Genomic DNA, 20,888 nt, shown 5'->3' with positions numbered 1-20,888 from the left:
CTCTTCTTTCCTTTTAGAAATACCCTTATTCGATTGTTCTCTATTGCACCCTTTGTATTACTTTCGACCTCTTTCTCGTGGTGCCACCATGACCTCTCAGGCGGACCACTCCGTTATACTAATAAATTCATGTTTTCCTACCCAATATCTTTCTAATTTGTCGAGCGTATATTCACTGCAATCAATGGTCAATGTGTAAAACAGTTCCACCCCGTTTTCAACCACCCCCTTTGATGCCCGAATGACCGCACCCCTGAAGTCATTCAAGATGATTCACGCTTCGTGTGTTCTTCGCATCCTTAGGCAGTCATAGTCCTGAGCCATCTGGTAAGGATGGTCAGGCTGCAGGATATCAGCTCTCCGTAACCGGCTCCGCATAGTAGTACGCTTCGTTCGCTCCGCGCCTTTCCTCCCGGTTGTTGAGGACGACACCGATGATGTTCGCACCCGCTTTTTCCAACAGGTCTTTTGCGTCCAGCAGCTCGTTGCGGTCATTGTTCTCAACATCGGTAATGATGACTACACCATCCGCCTGTTTGCATAGAAGCTGGGAATCCGTCACAGCCAACAGTGGTGGCGAATCGATGATGATCATTTCGTATTGGATCGCCAAGGCCTTCATCAGCGCTTCCATACTTTTTGATGCCAACAGTTCCGATGGATTCGGTGGAATCGGTCCAGCGGTCATCAGATCGAGTTTATCAAACTCCGTCTTTGTGACCATTTCCTCCGGCGGCACATCATTAATAATTGCCTTCGACAGCCCCTTCCTGTTCGAGACTTCAAACGTATAATGTGTCGTCGGGCGCCTCAGATCCCCGTCCACCAGAAGTGTCTTGATGCCTGCCTGTGCATAGGCGATTGCCATGTTGGCGGCGACCGTCGATTTGCCCGCACCTGATATGGCGGAGGTGAACAGTACCGACCGGATTGGATGATCTACACCCGAATACGTGATATTTGTCCGGAGTATCCGGAACTGTTCACTCGCAGTCGCATGTGGATGTTTGGCAACTACCATGTTCCTCGGTGTGGTATCTTCACCTTTGTTCATTTTCTTCTTATTCATGAATGCTCCCCCTTAATCTTCAAACTTCCTAATCTTCAAACTTCGCGATTGACCCGACCACCGGCAAATCGAGAACTTTCCGCACATCCCCTTCATTCTTGATAGACTTGTCGAAATGGTCTCTTGCGAAGGCCAGAATCAGACCAAGCATCAGCCCGATGAACAGTCCGATTGCGATGTTCAAAAGCGGCTGTGGTGATACCGGCTCCATGTCCGGACCCACACTCGCCGGGGCATAGATGGATAGATTGTCGACATACATGATCTCGACGATCCTGTCCATGAAGACTTGTGCGACTTCATTAGAAATCTCTACCGCCTCTTCCGCCGATGCATCAACGACCCTAATGGACAGCACCTGTGACTGGTCCTGGTTGGTGACGGAAACCTGTTTGGAAAGTTCCTTTACGGTCTGTTCCAATTCAAGGTTGGTGATGACATCTTCGAGTATCGTCTTGCTCAGCATGATATCCCTGTAGGTGTGGATCAGCTGCAGGTTGGTTTCGATATTCTCGAAATCCACTACAACGGCATCACCCGGCGAACTGACCAGCATCTGTGTTTCTGCTTCGTACTTCGGCGTCATGACAAAATAGGTGACGAGCGCAGCAAGTATGCCCACCAGCAGCATCATGGTAATGATGGATGCCACATTCTTTTTGATAATCGCCCAGGCCCTTTCAACGCTTACTGAATCTTCCATACGACCCCTCCCCTTAATAAACAAACTTTATCTCTCTATATAAGTTTGGAACCAATATACCACGTAATTAGAATTTTTGGAATATTCTGTTTGATATTTCTACATATTTATTGTATTTTTCTACCGTAACAACCAAAAAATTATAATTATACATTTGAAATTCAGCAATAGAAATAGCGCATCGCTCAGGTTCAACGCATGCGCAACAGGTGTTTTCATCTCTTTATCGAACGGATCAGCATGAAACTTTCTGCATGCTCTACACAAATCGTCGTCCCCCGCACCATCGACAGTGCACGGATTGCCTCAAGGGATCTTGGATGTGGGTAATCCTTAAGCTGTGAACGATAGCATTCCATCGCCTCAAGCTTCTGGTCGATTGTACCTGAAATGTCCACATAGACATTCGGTACGAACACATTATCTGCAGTCGGCGTATTCCACTCCGTCTCGGACAGTGTTTCGTACACCAGAATTTCACGCAGTTCGGGTACATTGAAGGGACGGAGTGCCACCATGGCGGCATAGGTCGTCTCCGCATGATCGAAGTTCATGTCCCCCTTGTGCGGCAGGAGGACGATCTCCGGATTCACACGCGTAACGACTTCATGGAACTTGGCATTGATCTCAATTGTGGGTGTATGCCTGAGACCGACCATCGGCAGCTCAAGGAAGCTTGCATCCTTCACGCCAAGCACCGCATGTGCCGCCCGTGCCTCCTGCTTCAGAGCCTCGACCTTCTCAGGGTCCGGTCCGCTGGTCACTTCGCATATATGGACATCATGGCCCGCTTTCGCATACTTGGCGATGGTCCCTCCTGCGCCCAGTACCTCATCATCGTTGTGTGGAGCAAAAACCAGTATGTTCATATCCCCATCTCCATTTATTTGAATTTGTTTCCGTCTGTGAATTTGACATCGCCGTCCACTTCATAGTCCTCAATACGCAGTATGCCATCCGTGCACAGGACATCGATCGACATGGAATCGGACTGGATAATCTGGCCTGGTATGCCGATATAGCGTGCGTTCGGATGCACACTCGCCCGCCATATGATGACCTTTTGGTCCCTGTAGTGGGAAAAGGCACCGGGATACGGCCTTGAAGTCGCACGGATCAGCCTATGTACCTCGTCAGCGGACGCACTCCAGTCGATCTGTCCATCTTCCGGCGTACGCTTGAGAAGGTAGGTCGCCTGCTCATGATTCTGGGGCGTCGCCTCCACTGCATCATGCTTCACCTGTTCGAGTACACGTCCGAGCATCCGTCCAAGGGCTTCATTCGAAGCATGATAGACATCTTCTGCATAGTCCCCTTCTCCAATCAGATACCTCTCCTGATCGACGATGTCGCCCGAGTCCATCCCTTCATCGATGAAGAACAAAGAAGCCTTCGATTCCTTCTCCCCGAGGAGCACCAGCCAGGGCAGTGCCGCCCTCCCCCTGTATTTCGGCAGGGCCGTCGGGTGGTATCCGATGACGCCTTTCCTGGCTATGCCAATGATGCCACTTTTGATGAATTGGGAAATCCCCACGACGAAGATGTAATCCGGCGCAATCGCACGGATTTCCTCGACGACCGCCTGGTCATTGATGTTTTTGAATGTCGTGCACGGAATGTCATTATCCTCCGCAATGACTGAAAGATCTACATATCCCGAGACATTTTTCGAATACTCCTTGTCCAGCGCAAACACCATATCCGGTGGATAGTCATGCGCCACCATACCATCCAACACAATTTTGCTCGACTGGACCGATCCGATGAGGATCGTTTTGACACGTTCCATAACCCCAACCCCTTTACGTTCGTTTCGGATTCCTTTTAAAGCTGCCCTCGCCAAACAGGACGATTAGTACCGTTTTCAGAAGAATCTTCACATCGAGCCATAGGGAATAGTGCTTCACATACGCAACATCATACTCAATGCGCTCCTCCCATGAGAGATGCGTATTCCCGTTCACCTGAGCCAGCCCTGTCATGCCGGGACGCATTTCCAGACGCTGGCGCTGGTACGCGTCATATTCCTTCGTCTGCTCCTCGATCGTCGGACGGGGCCCCACAAGGCTCATATCCCCTTTCAATACATTCAGCAGCTGGGGCAATTCATCGATTTTGAGGCGCCGGATGACCTTCCCGAATACCGTCAGCCGCTCCTCGTCCTTGTCGAAATCGAAATTCTTTTCCGCTGATTCGTCCACCTTCATGCTGCGGAACTTGTATATTTCGAATACTTTGTGGTGCAGTCCCACCCGTTTCTGTCTGAAGAACAGTGGGCCAGGCATCGTGATTTTGATCATGCCCCCTGTAATGACCAATAGCGGCAGGAGGACGAGTAGACAAAATGCACTGATGATAAAATCAAAAGCTCTTTTGATTTTAAGCAAATTTACCCCCTTCTTTCACAAAAATCCCCTTTATAAATCACACAATATTCTGAATTAAATTTGTAAAAATTTTTGCTTCTGAGCGTTATTTTCTATTTGACCTTCTTTATTACTCTTCCGTAGAGGTAACTGAAGATTGTTGGATGGTACCAGAGTGTGCTTTCCTGCGTCATAGGCTGTTTCACTTCAAAATTATCATCCAAAATGGACCCGATGATCCTGTTATAATCCATCAGGGCATATGCCTCCTGCAGATGCGGATAGGTCATAAAGTTGTCCTCCTCGGTCACTTCGATCACTTTCTGATCAAGTACCTCTCCTGTATCTATGCCTGCATCCACGAAATGCGTTGTGACACCTGCAAGTTCCGCCTCATTGTTGTAGAGCGCCCAATATCCCCCATACACCCCTCTATATTTCGGAGTGATGCCGACGTGGATGTTCACAAACTTGGCGTCTGTGACACTTAAAATCTCGTCTTTAATTATCGGTGTGCCATTGATGATGATCAGATCGGGATCAACTTCCCTGATCCTGTCCTTCATATCCTTCGAATTTACCGAATGGATGAATCTTATCCTGTCTTCCGGTATATCAGTATCATCCAAACCATACATCTTCTGTATGGTCTGGATTCTTTCTTCTGCTTCCTTTTTCAAGAAAGCTTTGGAGTATAATGAAAAAATGACTTGACCTGTTGCCTTCGGCAGACCCAACCGCTTTATCCTCTTCTTCAACAGCATAATCCTGGTCATTTTCTCTACAGCAACCACCTCATCGATGGGAAACGCTTTGGTCACATTATTATATACGTAGTTGGAAGTGACCCCCAAAGTACAGATCATCATTATTCTTTTCATTAAGCTCTCACCTTCTCCACATAGGATTCCATGCTTTCGGAACTGAAACCGTATTTCCTTTCCAATACTTTGAAATGATCGATGATTTCGTCTAAAAATCGGAAATTCTCCTCCGGGGATACAGAAAAATTATGCGGATGCCACCAGAGGTGGTAGTAATGGTTGTTCTTTGCAGCTGCAGTCATTTCGTTTTTGATTCTCCGCAGCTGTAGGGACCGCAGTACCCGAGGCGTCCCATTCTGAGGCTTGAGGAAGCGGCTCGCCTTTATGTCAAACAGTTCCTCATAGGGAGAAGGATGATCATGTGTTTGGTTGCCCGTAATGTTCAAGTACGTGTCCACCAGTCGCATCCCCCGGATGAAATAGTTATCATGCCTTCTCGGTCTGAATATGAGATGGTCCGGCGTCCCCCTGTAGATATCGATACCGTATTCCTTCAACAGATTCAGGTAGTCACGATCGAACTGATTCCTTGGGAACACGATGCTCCGCATTTCAATCCCCTTTTCATCCGCAATCTCCTTCGCCATCCTGAGATCATCCGCAAACTCTCGGACCGTCTGTCCATCCTCCAAGCAGTAATAGTGTGAAAAACTATGGGTACCGATGGTCTGGTATTTGCTGTTCTTCAACTCCTCTACTAACTCACTTGCAAAGAAGACCCCCTCGCGAAAATTATCCTCTTCAATCACATGAGTGAAGTTGAAATAGTTATCCAGTTCCCGCCTCTTGTATTCCGGCTTGTCTATATGTGGAATGAGCGCATTCAACCGTTTCGAATCATCAAGCATCAGAAAACCCACTGTGGACCAGCTGACCTTGATTTCATTCTCATCGAAGACCCTGATCATCTTTGAGGCAAGATCCCGCACCTGGTAGAACCGTTCGAATTCCTTGTTGTAGTCTGTTATCGCTAAATATCCCCAATACAATTCGAAATCAAGCGAGATGATAAACGTACCGTTCTTCATATGACACCTCTATTCAATTTTTATATAAGCTTCTTTATTCCCCACTCTTCCTTTCCAATCGTTATACTCGACTGTTTTTCCATTCTCCTTTGTTCCTTACCTTGAAGCTTACTCTGATCCTTTGAGCCCTCGAAGCAGATCCTAGTCTGTTCTCTAATAAATTCATGCTTTCCTACCCTGTTGTCTTTCATGCACCCCAATACATGAGTCTGTACCTTAAAATCACCCACTGTATGTCATTTTTAACCACCCCCTTTAATGATGGAACAGCATCCCTTCCTACAGAAAACACCCAATCAAACTGCGCGCAGATGATTGGGTGGCGTGGTGTCATTGATTCACTAAAGCGATTAACGATTTATCTCTCGTCTCTTTTGTTGATATCAAGGTGTAAAACTATAATGTTATAAACCAATATAACATGAATTTTTATTTTTTGTAATATTCTAACATTATATTTTCTGATTTACATAGAAAAACCTCTTCTTTCAAAATTTTATTTTAGAAAGAAGAGGTATAGATAATAGTTATTACTATTTGAAATTATGATAAATATTAGCGACTATAGGATGATTAATAACTCAAAAACTTAAATCTAGGAATCTTTTTCTCATGATAAATTTATTTATTTGTAAACTCTATGTTTCTTTAAAGTGTTTTCCATGTAATCCAATAAATCCTCTTTCATAGAGGACTTGAGAGCATACTCCAAAGTTGTAGTTACAAACCCTGTTTTGTCCCCTACATCGTATCTCTCTCCATCGAAATCATATGCGTATACTGTACGATTATTATTCAGAGACTGCAGGGCATCAGTCAAGTGTATTTCTCCGCCTGCCCCAATGCGGCCTTTTTCCAGTTCATCGAAGACATCGGGAGTTAAGACATATCTTCCCATTATTGCTAATTGAGAACTAGTCACACCCGGTCCTGGCTTCTCATAAAGATTAGTCAATTCATAGACTTTATCATTATGATTAGAGTATTCAACAATACCATATCTGGAAATATCACTTTCAGGCACTGTTTTCACACCGATTACTGGTCCCTCATTTTCATCATATACATTCATAAGTTGCTTGATTCCAGGTGTGTCACTCTCAACAATGTCGTCACCAAGTAGCACTGCAAAAGGTTCATCACCTATAAATTGCTTAGCAGTATGTATGGCGTGACCGAGACCTTTAGGGTTCTTCTGTCTTACATAGAAAATGTTGGCCAAATCGGTAGCATGTTCAACTTTCTCAAGCAACTCTGTCTTATTCTTCTCATGTAAATTTAATTCCAGTTCAACTTGATTATCAAAATGATCTTCTATTGCCCTCTTATGCTTGCCAGTTACTATAATTATATCTTCGATACCTGCAGCCACTGCTTCTTCTACAATATATTGAATGGTAGGTTTATCTAAAATTGGAAGCATTTCTTTCGGCATTGCTTTAGTAGCAGGTAAAAATCTAGTTCCGAGACCAGCGGCTGGAATAATAGCCTTAGTAATTTTCGTCATTAGTTTATCACCTTTCATGAAATTATATAAAATGAAGTTTATATAAATTATTATGTGTTGAGATGTATGGTTAGCTTCTTATGCGAGTTAAATTAACATTAATAAATCTTTAAGTTTTATAATGGAAATAAACGTATTTATAACTAAGTTCATAATAAAAGCCTAAAAATAATTAAGTATTTTTTATGTCAGCATATGTTTTTTGATTTGCTTAAATGATTGACTTTAGTGACTGCCCCAATTAAAAAACAAAATATTGTAAAATATACACCTAGGCCTTGAAGTACAGGCTCTAATAAAAAGATTACTAAAAAAGCACTCGACATACATAAAACCAAAGATTTCAGCAGAATTGGATGGTCTGTCCTGATAAATTTAATTAGTTCTACAGTAACTAGAAAAGATAGTATAACGAATAATATTGTAGGGATAATTCCAGTATCATATCCTATATCAAGCCATATATTGTGGGCATAATTCAAACTTAAAGTCGCTTCACGTCCTCCTAGAGGATAGGTAAACAAGCCATTAAAAGCTTCTCCCCATGCATTAATTCTAGAATCATTTCTTAAATCCGTAGTTACTAGCCTCTCATATATATAACTATTTGTGATTTCAGATTTTATGTTAAAAAAATTTAAACTATAGAGAAAAATCAAAGCCCCTATAGAAATGATGAAATAAGTAAATCTTCTCACCTTTCTTTTTGTTAATTTCTCTATATAGAAAAGATGAAAAATAATAGACACTCCTATTATTAGGACACCAGTTCTACTACTGACTTGTAAACTAGCATATAGAGAGAGCGTGAACACAATCATGACCAATAACTTCATAAAAAGAGAAACTTCATTTTTTTTAACTGAGAGAAATAAGATGGGTAGCAATGCTAATCCCAAAGATAAAAAGCTGTTTAAAGAAGTAGCAGAGATAAGATTACCATTCCAGAAATCAACTGCTACTCTCCCTCCAAGCGCAGAAAATACCCCTTCTATATTTCCATAAATTTGTAAAGTATTTATAAGGGAAATAATGCCATAAGAAGACAAGGAAATAATAAAAATTAATAAGAAGTGTCTTATAATTTTATATTTCATGTCATATTTCAAACTTACAATATTATACCCTAACAATAAAAACATGATCGGATATATAAGTTTGCCTAAAATACTAAGAGGAGATGCAAAATTGTAATAATAAATGGCCAACGAATATAAAAGACTAAAGCTTATTAATAAACCGACTATTAATAAAAATGATTTATTAAATGAAACTTTCGTTATTGACAATAATATATATGGAAATAGGAATAGAGGAATGAAGTCTCCCATACCCATAAAGTTAATTGTATAAAGAATTAAAGCTATATAAATCAAAATAAATTCGAGACCAACTATAGATGGTTTATCTCTATTTATAAAATTTTTATTGTTCAAATCACCGCCTCCTTACTATATTAATAATATTTCGTTTGTCAAAATAAGCTAGACAGTTCTTTCTCACCCATGTAACCCAAAAAGACTTCCAATGGTGTACGATAGTTCAATGATTTTCTTGGGATATGGTTCCTTCTGGCGGCAACCGATGAGATAAAAGCTTGGTCGACCGTGTTGAAATCCATATCTTTAGGCAGGCCATCCTTTCTGAGCAAGCCGTTGGAATGTTCGTTTAATCCCCGCTGTGATGGTGTGCCCGGATCGGCAAAGTATACGGATAGATCATTTCGATTGCTCATCGACTGCCAGTTGGAGAACTCCTTGCCACAATCGAAGGTGATGGATTTGAATAGGTTTCTAGGCATCTTTTGACACCATGTATTAATGGCAGACTCAATATCCAGTGCGGTTCTGCCTTTGGGTTTTAATGTGATGATGGCTTTTGACAGACGCTCAACCAGCGTGATGACCGCACTCTTGTGACGGACACCGACAATGGTGTCGCCTTCGAGGTGGCCGAACTCTTCATTGAAAGTGGGATAGTCATCCACTCTTTCAGAGATATTACGCCTGAAGGCTTGTCTGCCCCGGCGTTCCTGATGGCCATTCGGTTTTCGCTTGCCCTGCATTGGCAGCTTGGCCGCATCAAAGGTTTCCCGTTTGAACATCCGATACAGCGTGCGACCCGAGCAGTCAATTGGCATCTCCTGCCGGCCGACGATCACATCCGGTGTCCAGCCCTGAGCGACCTTCTCTTCGATGTATTTCTGTTGACTGGTCGGCAAGACACTCTGTTTTCTATCACATCGCTTCTTATTTTCTTTATAGCGCTGATAGTAGTCGATGGCGGTGTGCCCGGCCTTGAAATGCGTGATGACATTGTGGATAGTCTGCTGGGCACGTCCGAGCCGTTTCGCAATCTGAGCCACGGTAGTTCCGTGTTGGAAATAGGCTTCTATGAATACTAATTCATCCGTGGTAATATGGGTGTAGGTCATGCATGATCACTCCTATGATTTCTTTTGTCGGAAAACCATTTTGAGTGTATCATGTGTGACCTTTTTATGTGTCTAGCTTAATTTTACAATCGGCGATATATAAATTTATTGTTATACATTTTTATTACTTTGATATGAGAAATATACACAATAAATATTATATATGATTACACAACAAATTTTGAAAATGCTTTTTTCATTATATTTATAATAAGTGTCTTTTCATATGAGTTCATTCCAATCAGCCACATAATAATAAAATATATTAATACTACACAAGAACCCTTAACTATAAAATAACCCCAACTAATTTGGGGGAAAAGCAAATTCATACATAAACCTAATAGTAGAGTTAACAACATTGGAAAGCTCAATTTAAAATGGCACTCTTTAAAATATATCACCATATTTAAATTCAAAATCTTGTGGTAAATAATATTCATACCCAAATTACGAATGGTGTAAGAAATAAAAATTGCTATGGACGCTCCTAAGACACCCCAAAAATATGAAAGAACGAGTGATAGCATGAGATTAGTTACTGACATAATAATGAATACATGTGCTTGTAATTTAATTTTATTTAAAGCTATAATAGCAGTGTTTCCTATTTGTTGAGGTAAGTAAACTATGCTAGGAATGATAAGTAGAATAGCACTGTAAAATGACAATATATATTCATTACCAACCCATAATATTATAAATTCTCTTCCTAAAACTATAAATCCAATTATAATGAGTCCAATGATTAAAAGTTGTATTCTTCCAACTTTAATCATTAATTTCAATAAATTTTCAGATGAATTTTCGCGTGAAATAAGACGTGTAACTTTTGGTAAAAACAAGCCATTAAGAGCGCTAGCAATGGTATAAATATAACCTTCTAATGCACTAGCAATACCAAACAGAGCAATACTAACTGATCCAGAAACTGCTCCCAATATAGATGGCGTGATATTAAATATTAAACGTTGTGAAATACTCACTACGGTAGACCAAACAGAAAAACTAAATATTTCTTTAAGCATTTTTTTGTTATTATATTTAAAATTCACATTAATCGTTGTAGCACGCTTAATAATAATATATTTAATTATTATAACTACTATTCCACTGAATGCATTGGCCAGTACTAATGCATATAACCCATATCCATTAAGCAAGGCTATAACAATTAATAGAATAGATAATAATTTTTGTATCAAATCGCACATTTTAATTTGCATGAATTTCTCATAGGCAGTCAGTATCCCATTAAAAGTTATAAATGGAAATGATACTATGCTGAATCCTGCTACTATAATATATACTGTTTCAAATCTTTCTAATTCAGCGAGTGTTAATTCACTGTATATAATATCTAAATTAAAGAAGACTATTATTAACGAAGCCAATAAAACAAAATCAATAATAATATAGATTTTATATGTAATACCTAACATATTATCTACGCTTTTAAAATCTTTAAGTGAGACATATTTTGATACAAACTTGGAGACTGCAGCACCTAACCCAAAATCAATTAAAAAGATACTAATGAGTGAGATAGCTAAAGTATATAAACCAAAATTTGTTTGTCCTATTTGGCTAATCATCCAAGGTGTATATAACAAACCAGCTACAATGTTCAGTAAAATACCTACATAAGAAATTAACGCTCCTAATCTAATTTGCTTTGAACTTTCATTTTCAATATTTCCCAAATGAATCACACTATCCTTAAAAAAGTTAGCTACCTATTAACGTTTCTATTTAAGTATTTTTGTTAAGAAATTTTCTTAGGAGTATAAGCTTTGTCTAGCAATGTTTCTATAGGAGAATAACTCCTGACCTTTTACTGATGCAACATCTTGCATCCTTTTCAGCTTTTCAGGCGAATAATAGATACTTATTATTTTTTGTTTCATTTCTTCTATTGAATCGTTATATAGAAAATCACAATTTCCTTTTAAATCAATATGAGTGAATCCTTCAATATATTTAAAAATACAAGGTTTTCCTAATCCTACTGCTTGCTCCCACAATACAGAATGTAAACCAGGAAAAATGGCTAAATCACAAATATTCATAAATTTATAGGTTTCTTCAGAACTGATCCAACCTACATACTTTACATTATCACCCAACATCTCATTAAATTCACCCTTAAGATGAACATCAACAGAACCAAACACAATGAGTTTAATATTAGGATTATTTAAGTCATTTACAGCTTTCATTAAAGATAAAACTTCTGTTTTATGCCGATTTATCTTACCTCCAGTAGCGATTAAAAAATCATCTGTTTTTATCCCATATTTATTTTTGGTTTTGACGATGTCTGTATTCTTGGCTTCTTTTACTTTCTCATCATCTGCTCCCATCACTAGCAATTCTACTTTTTCTTTAGGTGCTTCATACATTTCAATTAAAAAGTTAACTCTCGCAGGAAGAACACCGTAAAATTTTTTAACAAATGGTTCGATTTTTTTCAAATTACTTCTCCATAGTATTCTATGTAAAAAAATTCTCGATAGGAAACTTTGTCCACTATTTAAAAAATCTGCATGATTATCTAGATAAACTCTTACTTCAGGGTTCTTCTTTAAGTATTTTACTATATGTCTCAAATCAATAAATTGACATCCATGAATAAAGAGTACGTCAGGGTTAACTGACTCTATAGATTTAGATAAGTTTTTATACGATTTGAATTTATAACTTAAATTTTTATTTCTTTTTATAGGAAGTCTTATCATTTGGACATCATCTTCATTATAGTAGTTCCTTTTAGAACTTTTAATAAATCCTCCTTTTGAATCCCTAATCCATTGAGAGGTGATAATAGTTACTGAATTACCTAACTTTCTATGGTATTTTGATAACAAATTATCTTGATAATTCCAATTATCAGTTACTGGTCCACAAAGACATAAATGCAATATATTCATGAATTATACTCCTTATTTTAAAATTGCTGTACAATGTCTTTTAAATAAATAATTGTTTGTATATTTTAATAAACAATTCATTCTATAAAATTATGTTATTTTTTGAATGATATATATTGTTCCCTTTCAATATCACCATTCATTATTTCTCTTATTTTAATATTTATGTCAAATTGATAATTCACTCTAGTTAACACAAACCTCAGTCCAGTTAAACCATCTAAAAAACCTAACCTGTATATATACAAATACAAAAAATAAACTAGATTTCTAAGCGGTAATCTATAAAAAATTTTCTTAACCTCAGTAATTTTAGTTATTTCCTTTAGTTGTATGGGTTCTTTTCTTTCTTCTATTATTCTAAATGCCTCCATAGTACTATAATGGTTATGTTTAGCAATATGATCATGCATCGATTTATTGTCCTTATGCACAAGAAAGCCGTCTAAAGTTTTCCACTTAACTCTGGACTCATTAATTACTTCAACATACTCATTAATATCTCTTTCAAATTTTACATCTTTATGCCTAAATAATATTTTCTTTTTAAATGGCCACAAGTTATATCTCAAACGCTTATTAAGGAAGTACATTCTATACCTTCCTATAAAACCAACTACATCTACATTTTTGGGATCATTAATATTAGAATTAATAGAGCTCTTAACTTCTTCTGTCAATATTTCATCAGCATCAAGCATAAGCAACCATTCGTATTTATAAGAAATATTTTTTAAAGCCCAATTTCTTTGTTTACTATAGTTGTCAAAAGTTCTATATTTAATGTTTTCTGAAGGTAAAAACTCCTTAGCAATATTAACAGTGTCATCATTGCTATGAGAATCTAATACATATATATCTTCAGTAAATCCTTTTAGACTTTCCAAACATTGTCTTATATTTCTCTCTTCATTATAAGTTAATATAAGTACACTAATCATATTGCACCTCAGTTCCAAAACTATATTTTATAAATTGTGCTAAAGAATAACTCTTTAACATCATTAATTTTTTCCTCTGTATCAATATATTTATCTATATATATTCTAGTATTTTTTCTGAAAGAAGAATATTCATCCTCATCTAAACTAGCAAGATAACGGATTTTATTCTGAAATTCTTCGGGTTGATCTAAACTGATGTCCCATCCCACATTATAGTCCTCTAAATTTCGCCAAGGGGTATTGTCACTTATTAATATAGGTATTTCGGCCAATAGAGCTTCAACAATTACATGTCCATAGTTTTCTCCTAAAGTGGGTAAAAATAACGCGTGATTTTCTTTCATAGTACTATTAACTTCATTATTATTAATACTACCATGGTAATTCACATTAATATTCTGAGGGAAGTCCTCAATTAATTTCATACATTCTTTCCAATATTGTTTATCAGAGACAGGACCGTATATATTGAATTCTATGTTTTCTTTCAAATCACCCAGTACTTTTAACGCATATTTTAAATTTTTCATTTTAGTTATTCTCGAAAGAAAAACTATTTTAAGACAACCTGTCTTTTTTTGCTCTCTTTTACTAACTTCTGAACTTATCGGAATTGAAGATAGATTACCTACATTAACTACTCTAATATCACTTTTGAAATTTTTTTTAATATCTCTTGCTTCATGTTCGCTGGTGGCTTGCCATACTAATCCACTGTATAGCCCAAGAATTTTTGCAACTCCTATAAAGAATTTCTTCTTGAAACTTTTGAGTTTTAGCGCACTAGTGGATAAATCTCCTCTTGGTAAAATAATTGTAGGGTATTTATCAATTAATTTCATTCTTCTTAAAAGCAAATACTTTAGAGTGTAGGATGAGAAAAAACCATTGAGATACACAATGTCAAAATCATAATCTTTAATCAGTTTCATTATATTGCTAAGGTTATCTTTACGCGGAGAATGATAATAAACAAATTCTTCTCTTATTTTATTCCAATCATCTATTTTTATATTTTTATACGGTACATTTTCATTGAAATCTCTATCTTTTGTGATTATATAAAATGTAAATTCTTCTCTTAACCTTTCTGTCATGTTCGCGATGCTTCTAATTGGTCCACCTGCTTTATACCCTGGTAAATAGGTTCCATTAAAAGTTAACACTTTAATTTTTTTATTCATAATCAGCTTATCGACTCCTTCAAGTAAACCTATTAATTTACAATCTCCAATAAGAATAACCTAAATTTTCTGCCTCGTTCTTACTGAAGACCCCCTTCAAATCAGCGAGGACTAGTGAATTTTCTGTAAAATTTTTATTTTCATGAAAAAGACTTGGGGTTGTTGTATGGACAGCAGTAGCGATTGGAGTTCTATAAAGTGATTTTAAATCAACTAGATTCATCTCAGTAAAATAGCTATGCGGCACCGCCAATATAACAGCATCTAAGTCGCTTACTTCTTCGAATCTTGCTAAATTTATTCCATATTCTTTATTCACTTCTTGAGAATCCACAAGTGGATCCACAACTATTGTATTTACCCCGTATTCTTCTAGTTCTTCTATAACATCAGTTACCTTAGTATTTCTAACATCTGGGCAATTCTCTTTAAATGCTATTCCAAGTATACCTACTCGTGCATTTTTGATGTTTATATTTGCTTTTATCATTCTTTTTATTAAATTATCTGCTACATGTTTACCCATGTCATCATTAATTTTTCTTCCTGACAAGATAATTTGAGAGTGATAGCCTAGCTCCTCAGCTTTATAAATAAAATAATATGGATCTACTCCAATACAGTGTCCACCGACCAACCCTGGTGAAAAATTCAAAAAATTCCACTTAGTGCTTGCAGCTTCTAAAACTGATTTAGTGTCTATTCCCATTTCATTGAAAACAATAGATAATTCATTCATAAATGCTATGTTTATGTCTCTTTGCGAATTTTCTATGACTTTAGCAGCTTCAGCTACTTTAATACTTTCAGCTCTATGAACACCAGCTTCGATAATTAATTCATATATTTGGGCAATCGTTTCTAGTGTTTCTTCGTCACTCCCAGAAACTACTTTTACTATACTCTCTAGTTTATGTACTTTATCTCCTGGATTTATTCTTTCAGGAGAATAGCCCACTTTAAAATCTTTTAAATATTTTAATCCAGATTCATTCTCCAATACTGGAATACATATTTCTTCAGTCACTCCTGGATAAACTGTAGATTCAAATACAATTACCGATCCTTTTGTCATATTTCTAGCCACTAATTTTGTTGCTTCTATTACAGGAGTCAAATTAGGAGTTTTATCTTGATTAATTGGTGTTGGCACTGCTACTATATGAAATTTACATTCTTTAAGTTTATTTTCATCAGCTGTAAAATTTACTGTTGTATTTCGAATTGCTTCATTACCAACTTCATTAGTAACATCAAAACCATCTATATATTTTTGAACTTTTTCTTGAGATATATCGAATCCTATTACAGAAGTTAATTTAGCAAAAGATACTGCCAAAGGCATTCCAACATATCCTAAACCAACAACTGATATTTTTTCTTCTTTTGCTTTTATTTTTTCATATAAATTCATTAGCTTTCTCTCCATACTTTTTGTTTAATATAGTTCGTATAAGATAAAATTATGCGTATTACCTTCTCAGATACATTATCTATCTTATAATCATCAACAATTTTTAAATCACCATTTCCTTGTCCCTCTATAACCCTTAAACCTTGTAAAATTCTTTCTTTGTCTACTCCTACCATCATTACTGTAGCTTCTTCCATCGCTTCTGGCCTTTCATGACTTTCCCTTATATTTAATGCTCTTAAACCTAAAATGGAAGATTCTTCACTTATAGTTCCACTATCACTCAAAACAGCTTTGGCTTCTTTTTGTAATTTTATATAGTCATTAAAACCTAATGGTCTTATAGTTTTTACTAAGGCATTAAATTTAATATTCTCTGCATTTATTTTTTTCATTGTTCGCGGATGGGCAGTTAAAATAATTGGTAGTTTATACTTTTCTGCTATAGCATTCAAACTAGATACCAATATCATGAAATTTTTCCCAGAACTTATATTCTCTTCTCTATGTGCAGAAACAACAAAATAATTATTATTTTTAAGATTTAACCGATTTATGATATCCGACTCTTCGATATCAAGTTTTTTTGAATTAAGCACCTCGAACATAGGACTGCCTGTTTTTATTACTTGATCTGCTGGGAAACCTTCTTTTAGAAGATATTCTCTTGCAATATTGCTATAAGTTAAATTTATATCAGCGGTATGATCAACGATTTTTCTGTTTGTTTCTTCTGGAACTCTTTGGTCGAAACACCTGTTCCCAGCTTCCATATGAAAAATCGGTATTTTTCTTCTTTTTGCTGCTATTGCACATAAGCAACTGTTGGTATCCCCTAGTACAAGAAAAGCATCAGGTTGAACCTCTTCCATAATCGGATCGATTTTGACAAGAATGTTACCTATGGTCTCTACTGCTGTACCAGTAGCAGCACTTAAAAAGTAATCGGGCTTTCTTAGATTAAAATCCTTAAAAAATACTTCATTTAATTCATAATCGTAATTTTGACCTGTGTGCACAAGTACATGATTGATTGCTTCAGACTCTTCTAGTCTATTTATAACAGCCGATAACCTTATTATTTCAGGTCTTGTTCCCACTACAGTCATGACTTTCAGCTTTTTCATTTTTATACCTCCTCAAAATATGTATCTGCGTTTTCCGGATCAAAAATCTCGTTAGCCCACATGACAGTAACCATGTCTTTTTCTCCAAGGTTCTCTATATTATGAGTATAACCTGTTGGTATATCCACTACCTCAAAGTTTTCTTCGCTCACATAGTATTCTATAAGTTCATTACTACCTATCTTTCTGAAACGAATTACTCCTTCGCCTGAAACCACTAGAAATTTTTCATTCTTGGAGTGATGCCAATGGTTCCCTTTTGTAACACCTGGTTTCGAAACATTCACAGATACTTGGCCTCGATCTACTGTCTTTATGAACTCTGTGAAGGAACCCCGTTCATCTAAATTCATTTTTAAGTCATAATTAAATTGGTTTTCTGGAAGATAACTTAAATACGTACTATATAATTTCTTTGTAAATGAGTCGTTCATATCTGGAATGGTTCTTTTTTCCCTGCTTTTTTTGAAACTGTATATTAGTTCTACAATTTTGCCGAGTTTAACTTCATGAACTGGATTCACTTCACAGAATCTATTGGGTATATTTTTATCATGAGTAAGAGTACTTTTAAATTCTTTTACTACATCATCTATGTATACAAGTTTCAGGTTAACTGATTCATCATTCACTGTAATGGGTAGGCCATTTGCAATATTATGGCAGAAAGTTGCTACAACACTATTGTAATTCGGTTTGCTCCATTTACCAAAAACATTAGGAAGTCTATAAACGAACACATTGTTTCCTGTTTCTTCTTTATATTTAAATACTAACTCTTCTCCCGCTCTTTTACTTTCTCCATATGGATTATATTTCTCAGCTTGTGTGGAAGAAGAGATAAGTATTGGAGCTTTACTTTTTTTCTCTTTTAGTTTTTTCAAAAACTTTTTCGTAAACTCATAATTCCCTTTCATGAATTCTGATTCATCACTTGGTCGATTTACCCCAGCCAAGTGATATACAAAGTCTGCCTTTTCGCAGTAGCCTTCCAACTCAGCATCTGTTGTATCACGGGTAACTTTGAAAACCTTATAATCAGTTGAGTAGTTAAGATCAGCTATGAGGTTTTTACCTATAAAACCGTTTGCTCCAGTAACTAGTATATTCATGGCTGATTCCACCCTTTCAGTTCTTCTAGAACATAATCCAGTGCTAAGAGTTTCTCTTTAATTTGTTCAACATTAAGTCTGACAGTATTATGTGAATTATATTCTTCTTCAGTAGAGAGTTTCTCATCTCCTTGAACAAAATATTTATCGTAATTCAAATCTCTTGCATCTGCTGGAACTCTATAAAAATTTGTCATATCTTTTGAAACCACATGTTCTTCTCTTGTTAAAAGAGTTTCATAAAGTTTCTCTCCATGGCGTGTTCCTATGATTTTTATTTCATTGTCCGCACTGAATAATTCTTTTATAGCCTGAGCTAAATCTTTAATGGTAGAAGCCGGTGCTTTTTGGACCATAATATCCCCTGCTTCTGCGTTTTCAAAAGCAAAGACTACTAATTCAACTGCTTCCTCCAAGCTCATCAAGAAACGAGTCATTTCTGGGTCAGTGACTGTAATATCTTGTCCATCTTTAATTTGTTGTATAAATAAGGGAATCACTGAGCCTCGTGAGGCCATTACATTGCCATACCTTGTCCCACATATCAGAGTGTCTTCAGGATCTACAGTTTTTGACTTTGCTACGAATACTTTCTCCATCATAGCTTTCGAAATACCCATTGCATTAATTGGATAGGCGGCTTTATCTGTAGATAAACATATTACTTTTTCAACCTTTCTTTCAATCGCTGCTTCCAATACATTTTCTGTTCCAATAATGTTAGTCTTGACAGCCTCCATAGGGAAAAACTCACATGATGGAACTTGTTTCAAGGCTGCAGCATGGAAAACATAATCTACTCCATACATGGAATTTTTTACGCTTTCTTTATCTCTAACATCACCCAAATAAAACTTGACCTTCTCATTTTTGTATTTTTTTCTCATATCATCCTGTTTCTTTTCATCCCGTGAAAAAATCCTTATCTCTTTCACCTCAGTATCCAAGAATCTATCCAATACGGCGTTACCGAATGATCCTGTGCCTCCAGTTATAAGTAGTACTTTGTTTTCAAACATTTATTCTTCATCTCCAACTTCGAAGTAAGTTTCAATTTCGTTCATAAGTTTTTTCTTATTAAAATTCTCTTGAGCATATTTTAAAGAGTTTTCACTTAACTTCTCTAGCTTCTCTGACGGAATATTAACAAACTTTAATACTTGTTTCTTTAATGCTTGTATGTCTCCAGCAGGAGCATGATAACCAGCCTTTGCTTCGTCAATTATTCTGTTAGTTTCTCCATTTGAAGAGGCTAATATTGGCATTCCACATGACATATATGATTGCAGTTTTGCAGGTATAGTTTTATCAAACAATGGATCGGGGTTTAAGGATAAAAATGCTACATCGCTTGATGATAATAAAAAAGGTATAGCTTCAGGAGGTTGTTTAGGAATAAAATTAAAGAACTTCTCTACTTTATAGTTTCTTATTTTCTCTATTAGTTCATCTTTGTACCTACCATCACCAACTATATTAAATACTATTTTATTATGGTTCCTTTCATCTTCTAAAGTTCTAACAAGGTCAACTAATATATCCAATCCTTGAGAAAGTCCTACATTACCAGTAAATATAAAATTAAATTTGCTCTCATCAATATTTTCGTTCTTACTATTACTAATTGGCTGATAGAAGTCTTCAGCGTATTGAGGCCAATAAACTACCTTATTATTCGGTACACCTCGTTGACGTATACTTTCCATAAAACTTTTAGAGGTCGTAAAGATTTTTGCGGAGTTTTTATATATATAATCTACCATTAAGCCTATAATTTTAATTATTTGCTTATTTTTAATCCCAGACAACATTTCAAAGTTTTCTGGCCATAAGTCTTGTACATAAATATATGATGGAATCTTCTTCTTTTTGGCATAAGCTATTGCTGGTAAAGCCTGAGTCATAGGAGAAACTTCAAATATAAACACATAATCTACTTTTAGTTTTGTAAAAATCTTCCAAATATACCCAGAGAATACAAAGGAAAGATAGTTTAATGAAAGCATGATTGCATTTTTTCCTCTTGGGAAAATAGGAATTCTTATCACATCCGCACCTTCGTAACTTTCCCTTTGTCTTTTGAAGAGTCCATAGCCTTTATAAAAGCTTCCTTGAGGATAATTAGGGATACCTGTTAACACAGTGACTTTATATCCCCTCTCAGTCCATTCTTTTACAATGTCGTTAATCCTGAACTGTTCTGGATAAAAGTATTGACTAACGACTAATATATGTTTCTCCAATCT

At 36.6% G+C, this 20,888-nt stretch carries 19 protein-coding genes; all 19 read right to left on the bottom strand.

Going from position 1 to position 20,888, the window contains the following annotated elements; translation table 11 throughout:
- Window positions 1-352 precede the first annotated feature (352 nt).
- The 19 genes from BO53_RS0110630 to BO53_RS0110535 all read right to left on the bottom strand — a co-directional run bounded on the left by BO53_RS0110630 (window position 353) and on the right by BO53_RS0110535 (window position 20,885).
- Window positions 353-1,069 (bottom strand): CpsD/CapB family tyrosine-protein kinase, encoded by a 717-nt coding sequence (locus tag BO53_RS0110630; RefSeq protein WP_031548019.1) that lies wholly within the window; start codon window positions 1,067-1,069, stop codon window positions 353-355.
- A gap of 28 nt (window positions 1,070-1,097) precedes the next feature.
- Entirely contained in the window at window positions 1,098-1,772 is a 675-nt protein-coding gene (locus tag BO53_RS0110625) for a YveK family protein (protein ID WP_031548017.1), read from the bottom strand.
- Between the two features lie 215 nt (window positions 1,773-1,987).
- Window positions 1,988-2,641: a PIG-L deacetylase family protein gene (locus tag BO53_RS0110620; RefSeq protein WP_031548015.1), complete on the bottom strand. Its 654-nt coding sequence runs from the start codon at window positions 2,639-2,641 to the stop codon at window positions 1,988-1,990.
- Window positions 2,642-2,655: 14 nt separating this feature from the next.
- Entirely contained in the window at window positions 2,656-3,561 is a 906-nt protein-coding gene (locus tag BO53_RS0110615) for a methionyl-tRNA formyltransferase (RefSeq protein ID WP_031548013.1), read from the bottom strand.
- A 13-nt stretch (window positions 3,562-3,574) separates the two neighbouring features.
- Window positions 3,575-4,159: a sugar transferase gene (locus BO53_RS0110610; RefSeq protein ID WP_051683099.1), complete on the bottom strand. Its 585-nt coding sequence runs from the start codon at window positions 4,157-4,159 to the stop codon at window positions 3,575-3,577.
- A gap of 92 nt (window positions 4,160-4,251) precedes the next feature.
- On the bottom strand, window positions 4,252-5,019 hold the full coding sequence (locus BO53_RS0110605; RefSeq protein WP_031548009.1) for a formyl transferase: 768 nt from the start codon (window positions 5,017-5,019) through the stop codon (window positions 4,252-4,254).
- Window positions 5,019-5,990 carry a polysaccharide deacetylase family protein gene (locus BO53_RS0110600; protein WP_031548007.1) on the bottom strand — a complete coding sequence of 324 codons (972 nt, stop codon included), beginning with the start codon at window positions 5,988-5,990 and terminating at the stop codon, window positions 5,019-5,021. Before BO53_RS0110600 ends, BO53_RS0110605 begins: the two co-directional genes overlap by 1 nt.
- Before the next feature lie 625 nt (window positions 5,991-6,615).
- Complete coding sequence (galU, locus tag BO53_RS0110590; RefSeq protein WP_031548002.1) at window positions 6,616-7,497, bottom strand: UTP--glucose-1-phosphate uridylyltransferase GalU; 882 nt, start codon at window positions 7,495-7,497, stop codon at window positions 6,616-6,618.
- Between the two features lie 188 nt (window positions 7,498-7,685).
- Window positions 7,686-8,933, bottom strand: a complete 1,248-nt coding sequence (locus BO53_RS0110585; protein WP_031548000.1) for an O-antigen ligase family protein — start codon at window positions 8,931-8,933, stop codon at window positions 7,686-7,688.
- A 38-nt stretch (window positions 8,934-8,971) separates the two neighbouring features.
- Window positions 8,972-9,931, bottom strand: coding sequence for an IS30 family transposase (locus tag BO53_RS0110580; protein WP_031547998.1), 960 nt, complete (start codon window positions 9,929-9,931; stop codon window positions 8,972-8,974).
- Window positions 9,932-10,098: 167 nt separating this feature from the next.
- Window positions 10,099-11,634 carry an oligosaccharide flippase family protein gene (locus tag BO53_RS0110575; protein ID WP_051683098.1) on the bottom strand — a complete coding sequence of 512 codons (1,536 nt, stop codon included), beginning with the start codon at window positions 11,632-11,634 and terminating at the stop codon, window positions 10,099-10,101.
- A gap of 75 nt (window positions 11,635-11,709) precedes the next feature.
- Complete coding sequence (locus BO53_RS0110570; RefSeq protein WP_031547994.1) at window positions 11,710-12,861, bottom strand: glycosyltransferase family 4 protein; 1,152 nt, start codon at window positions 12,859-12,861, stop codon at window positions 11,710-11,712.
- Window positions 12,862-12,956: 95 nt separating this feature from the next.
- Window positions 12,957-13,802 (bottom strand): glycosyltransferase family 2 protein, encoded by an 846-nt coding sequence (locus tag BO53_RS0110565; RefSeq protein WP_031547992.1) that lies wholly within the window; start codon window positions 13,800-13,802, stop codon window positions 12,957-12,959.
- A gap of 20 nt (window positions 13,803-13,822) precedes the next feature.
- Window positions 13,823-14,989: a glycosyltransferase family 4 protein gene (locus BO53_RS0110560; protein WP_051683097.1), complete on the bottom strand. Its 1,167-nt coding sequence runs from the start codon at window positions 14,987-14,989 to the stop codon at window positions 13,823-13,825.
- A 37-nt stretch (window positions 14,990-15,026) separates the two neighbouring features.
- Window positions 15,027-16,403: a nucleotide sugar dehydrogenase gene (locus BO53_RS0110555; protein WP_031547988.1), complete on the bottom strand. Its 1,377-nt coding sequence runs from the start codon at window positions 16,401-16,403 to the stop codon at window positions 15,027-15,029.
- Window positions 16,403-17,530 (bottom strand): non-hydrolyzing UDP-N-acetylglucosamine 2-epimerase, encoded by a 1,128-nt coding sequence (wecB, locus tag BO53_RS0110550; protein WP_031547986.1) that lies wholly within the window; start codon window positions 17,528-17,530, stop codon window positions 16,403-16,405. The genes BO53_RS0110555 and wecB overlap by 1 nt, the downstream gene beginning before the upstream one ends.
- 2 nt (window positions 17,531-17,532) lie before the next feature.
- A complete protein-coding gene (locus BO53_RS0110545) occupies window positions 17,533-18,642 on the bottom strand; it encodes a capsular polysaccharide biosynthesis protein CapF (RefSeq protein ID WP_031547984.1) in 1,110 nt (369 codons plus the stop codon).
- Window positions 18,639-19,661: a polysaccharide biosynthesis protein gene (locus BO53_RS0110540; RefSeq protein WP_031547981.1), complete on the bottom strand. Its 1,023-nt coding sequence runs from the start codon at window positions 19,659-19,661 to the stop codon at window positions 18,639-18,641. Before BO53_RS0110540 ends, BO53_RS0110545 begins: the two co-directional genes overlap by 4 nt.
- Window positions 19,662-20,885, bottom strand: a complete 1,224-nt coding sequence (locus BO53_RS0110535; RefSeq protein WP_031547979.1) for a glycosyltransferase family 4 protein — start codon at window positions 20,883-20,885, stop codon at window positions 19,662-19,664.
- Between the last annotated feature and the right edge of the window lie 3 nt (window positions 20,886-20,888).

The sequence above is a fragment of the Salinicoccus luteus DSM 17002 genome (genome assembly GCF_000712035.1).
GTDB lineage: Bacteria > Bacillota > Bacilli > Staphylococcales > Salinicoccaceae > Salinicoccus > Salinicoccus luteus.
Note: the sequence above shows the minus strand (reverse complement) of the source record. Positions and strands in the feature narration are given on the sequence as shown.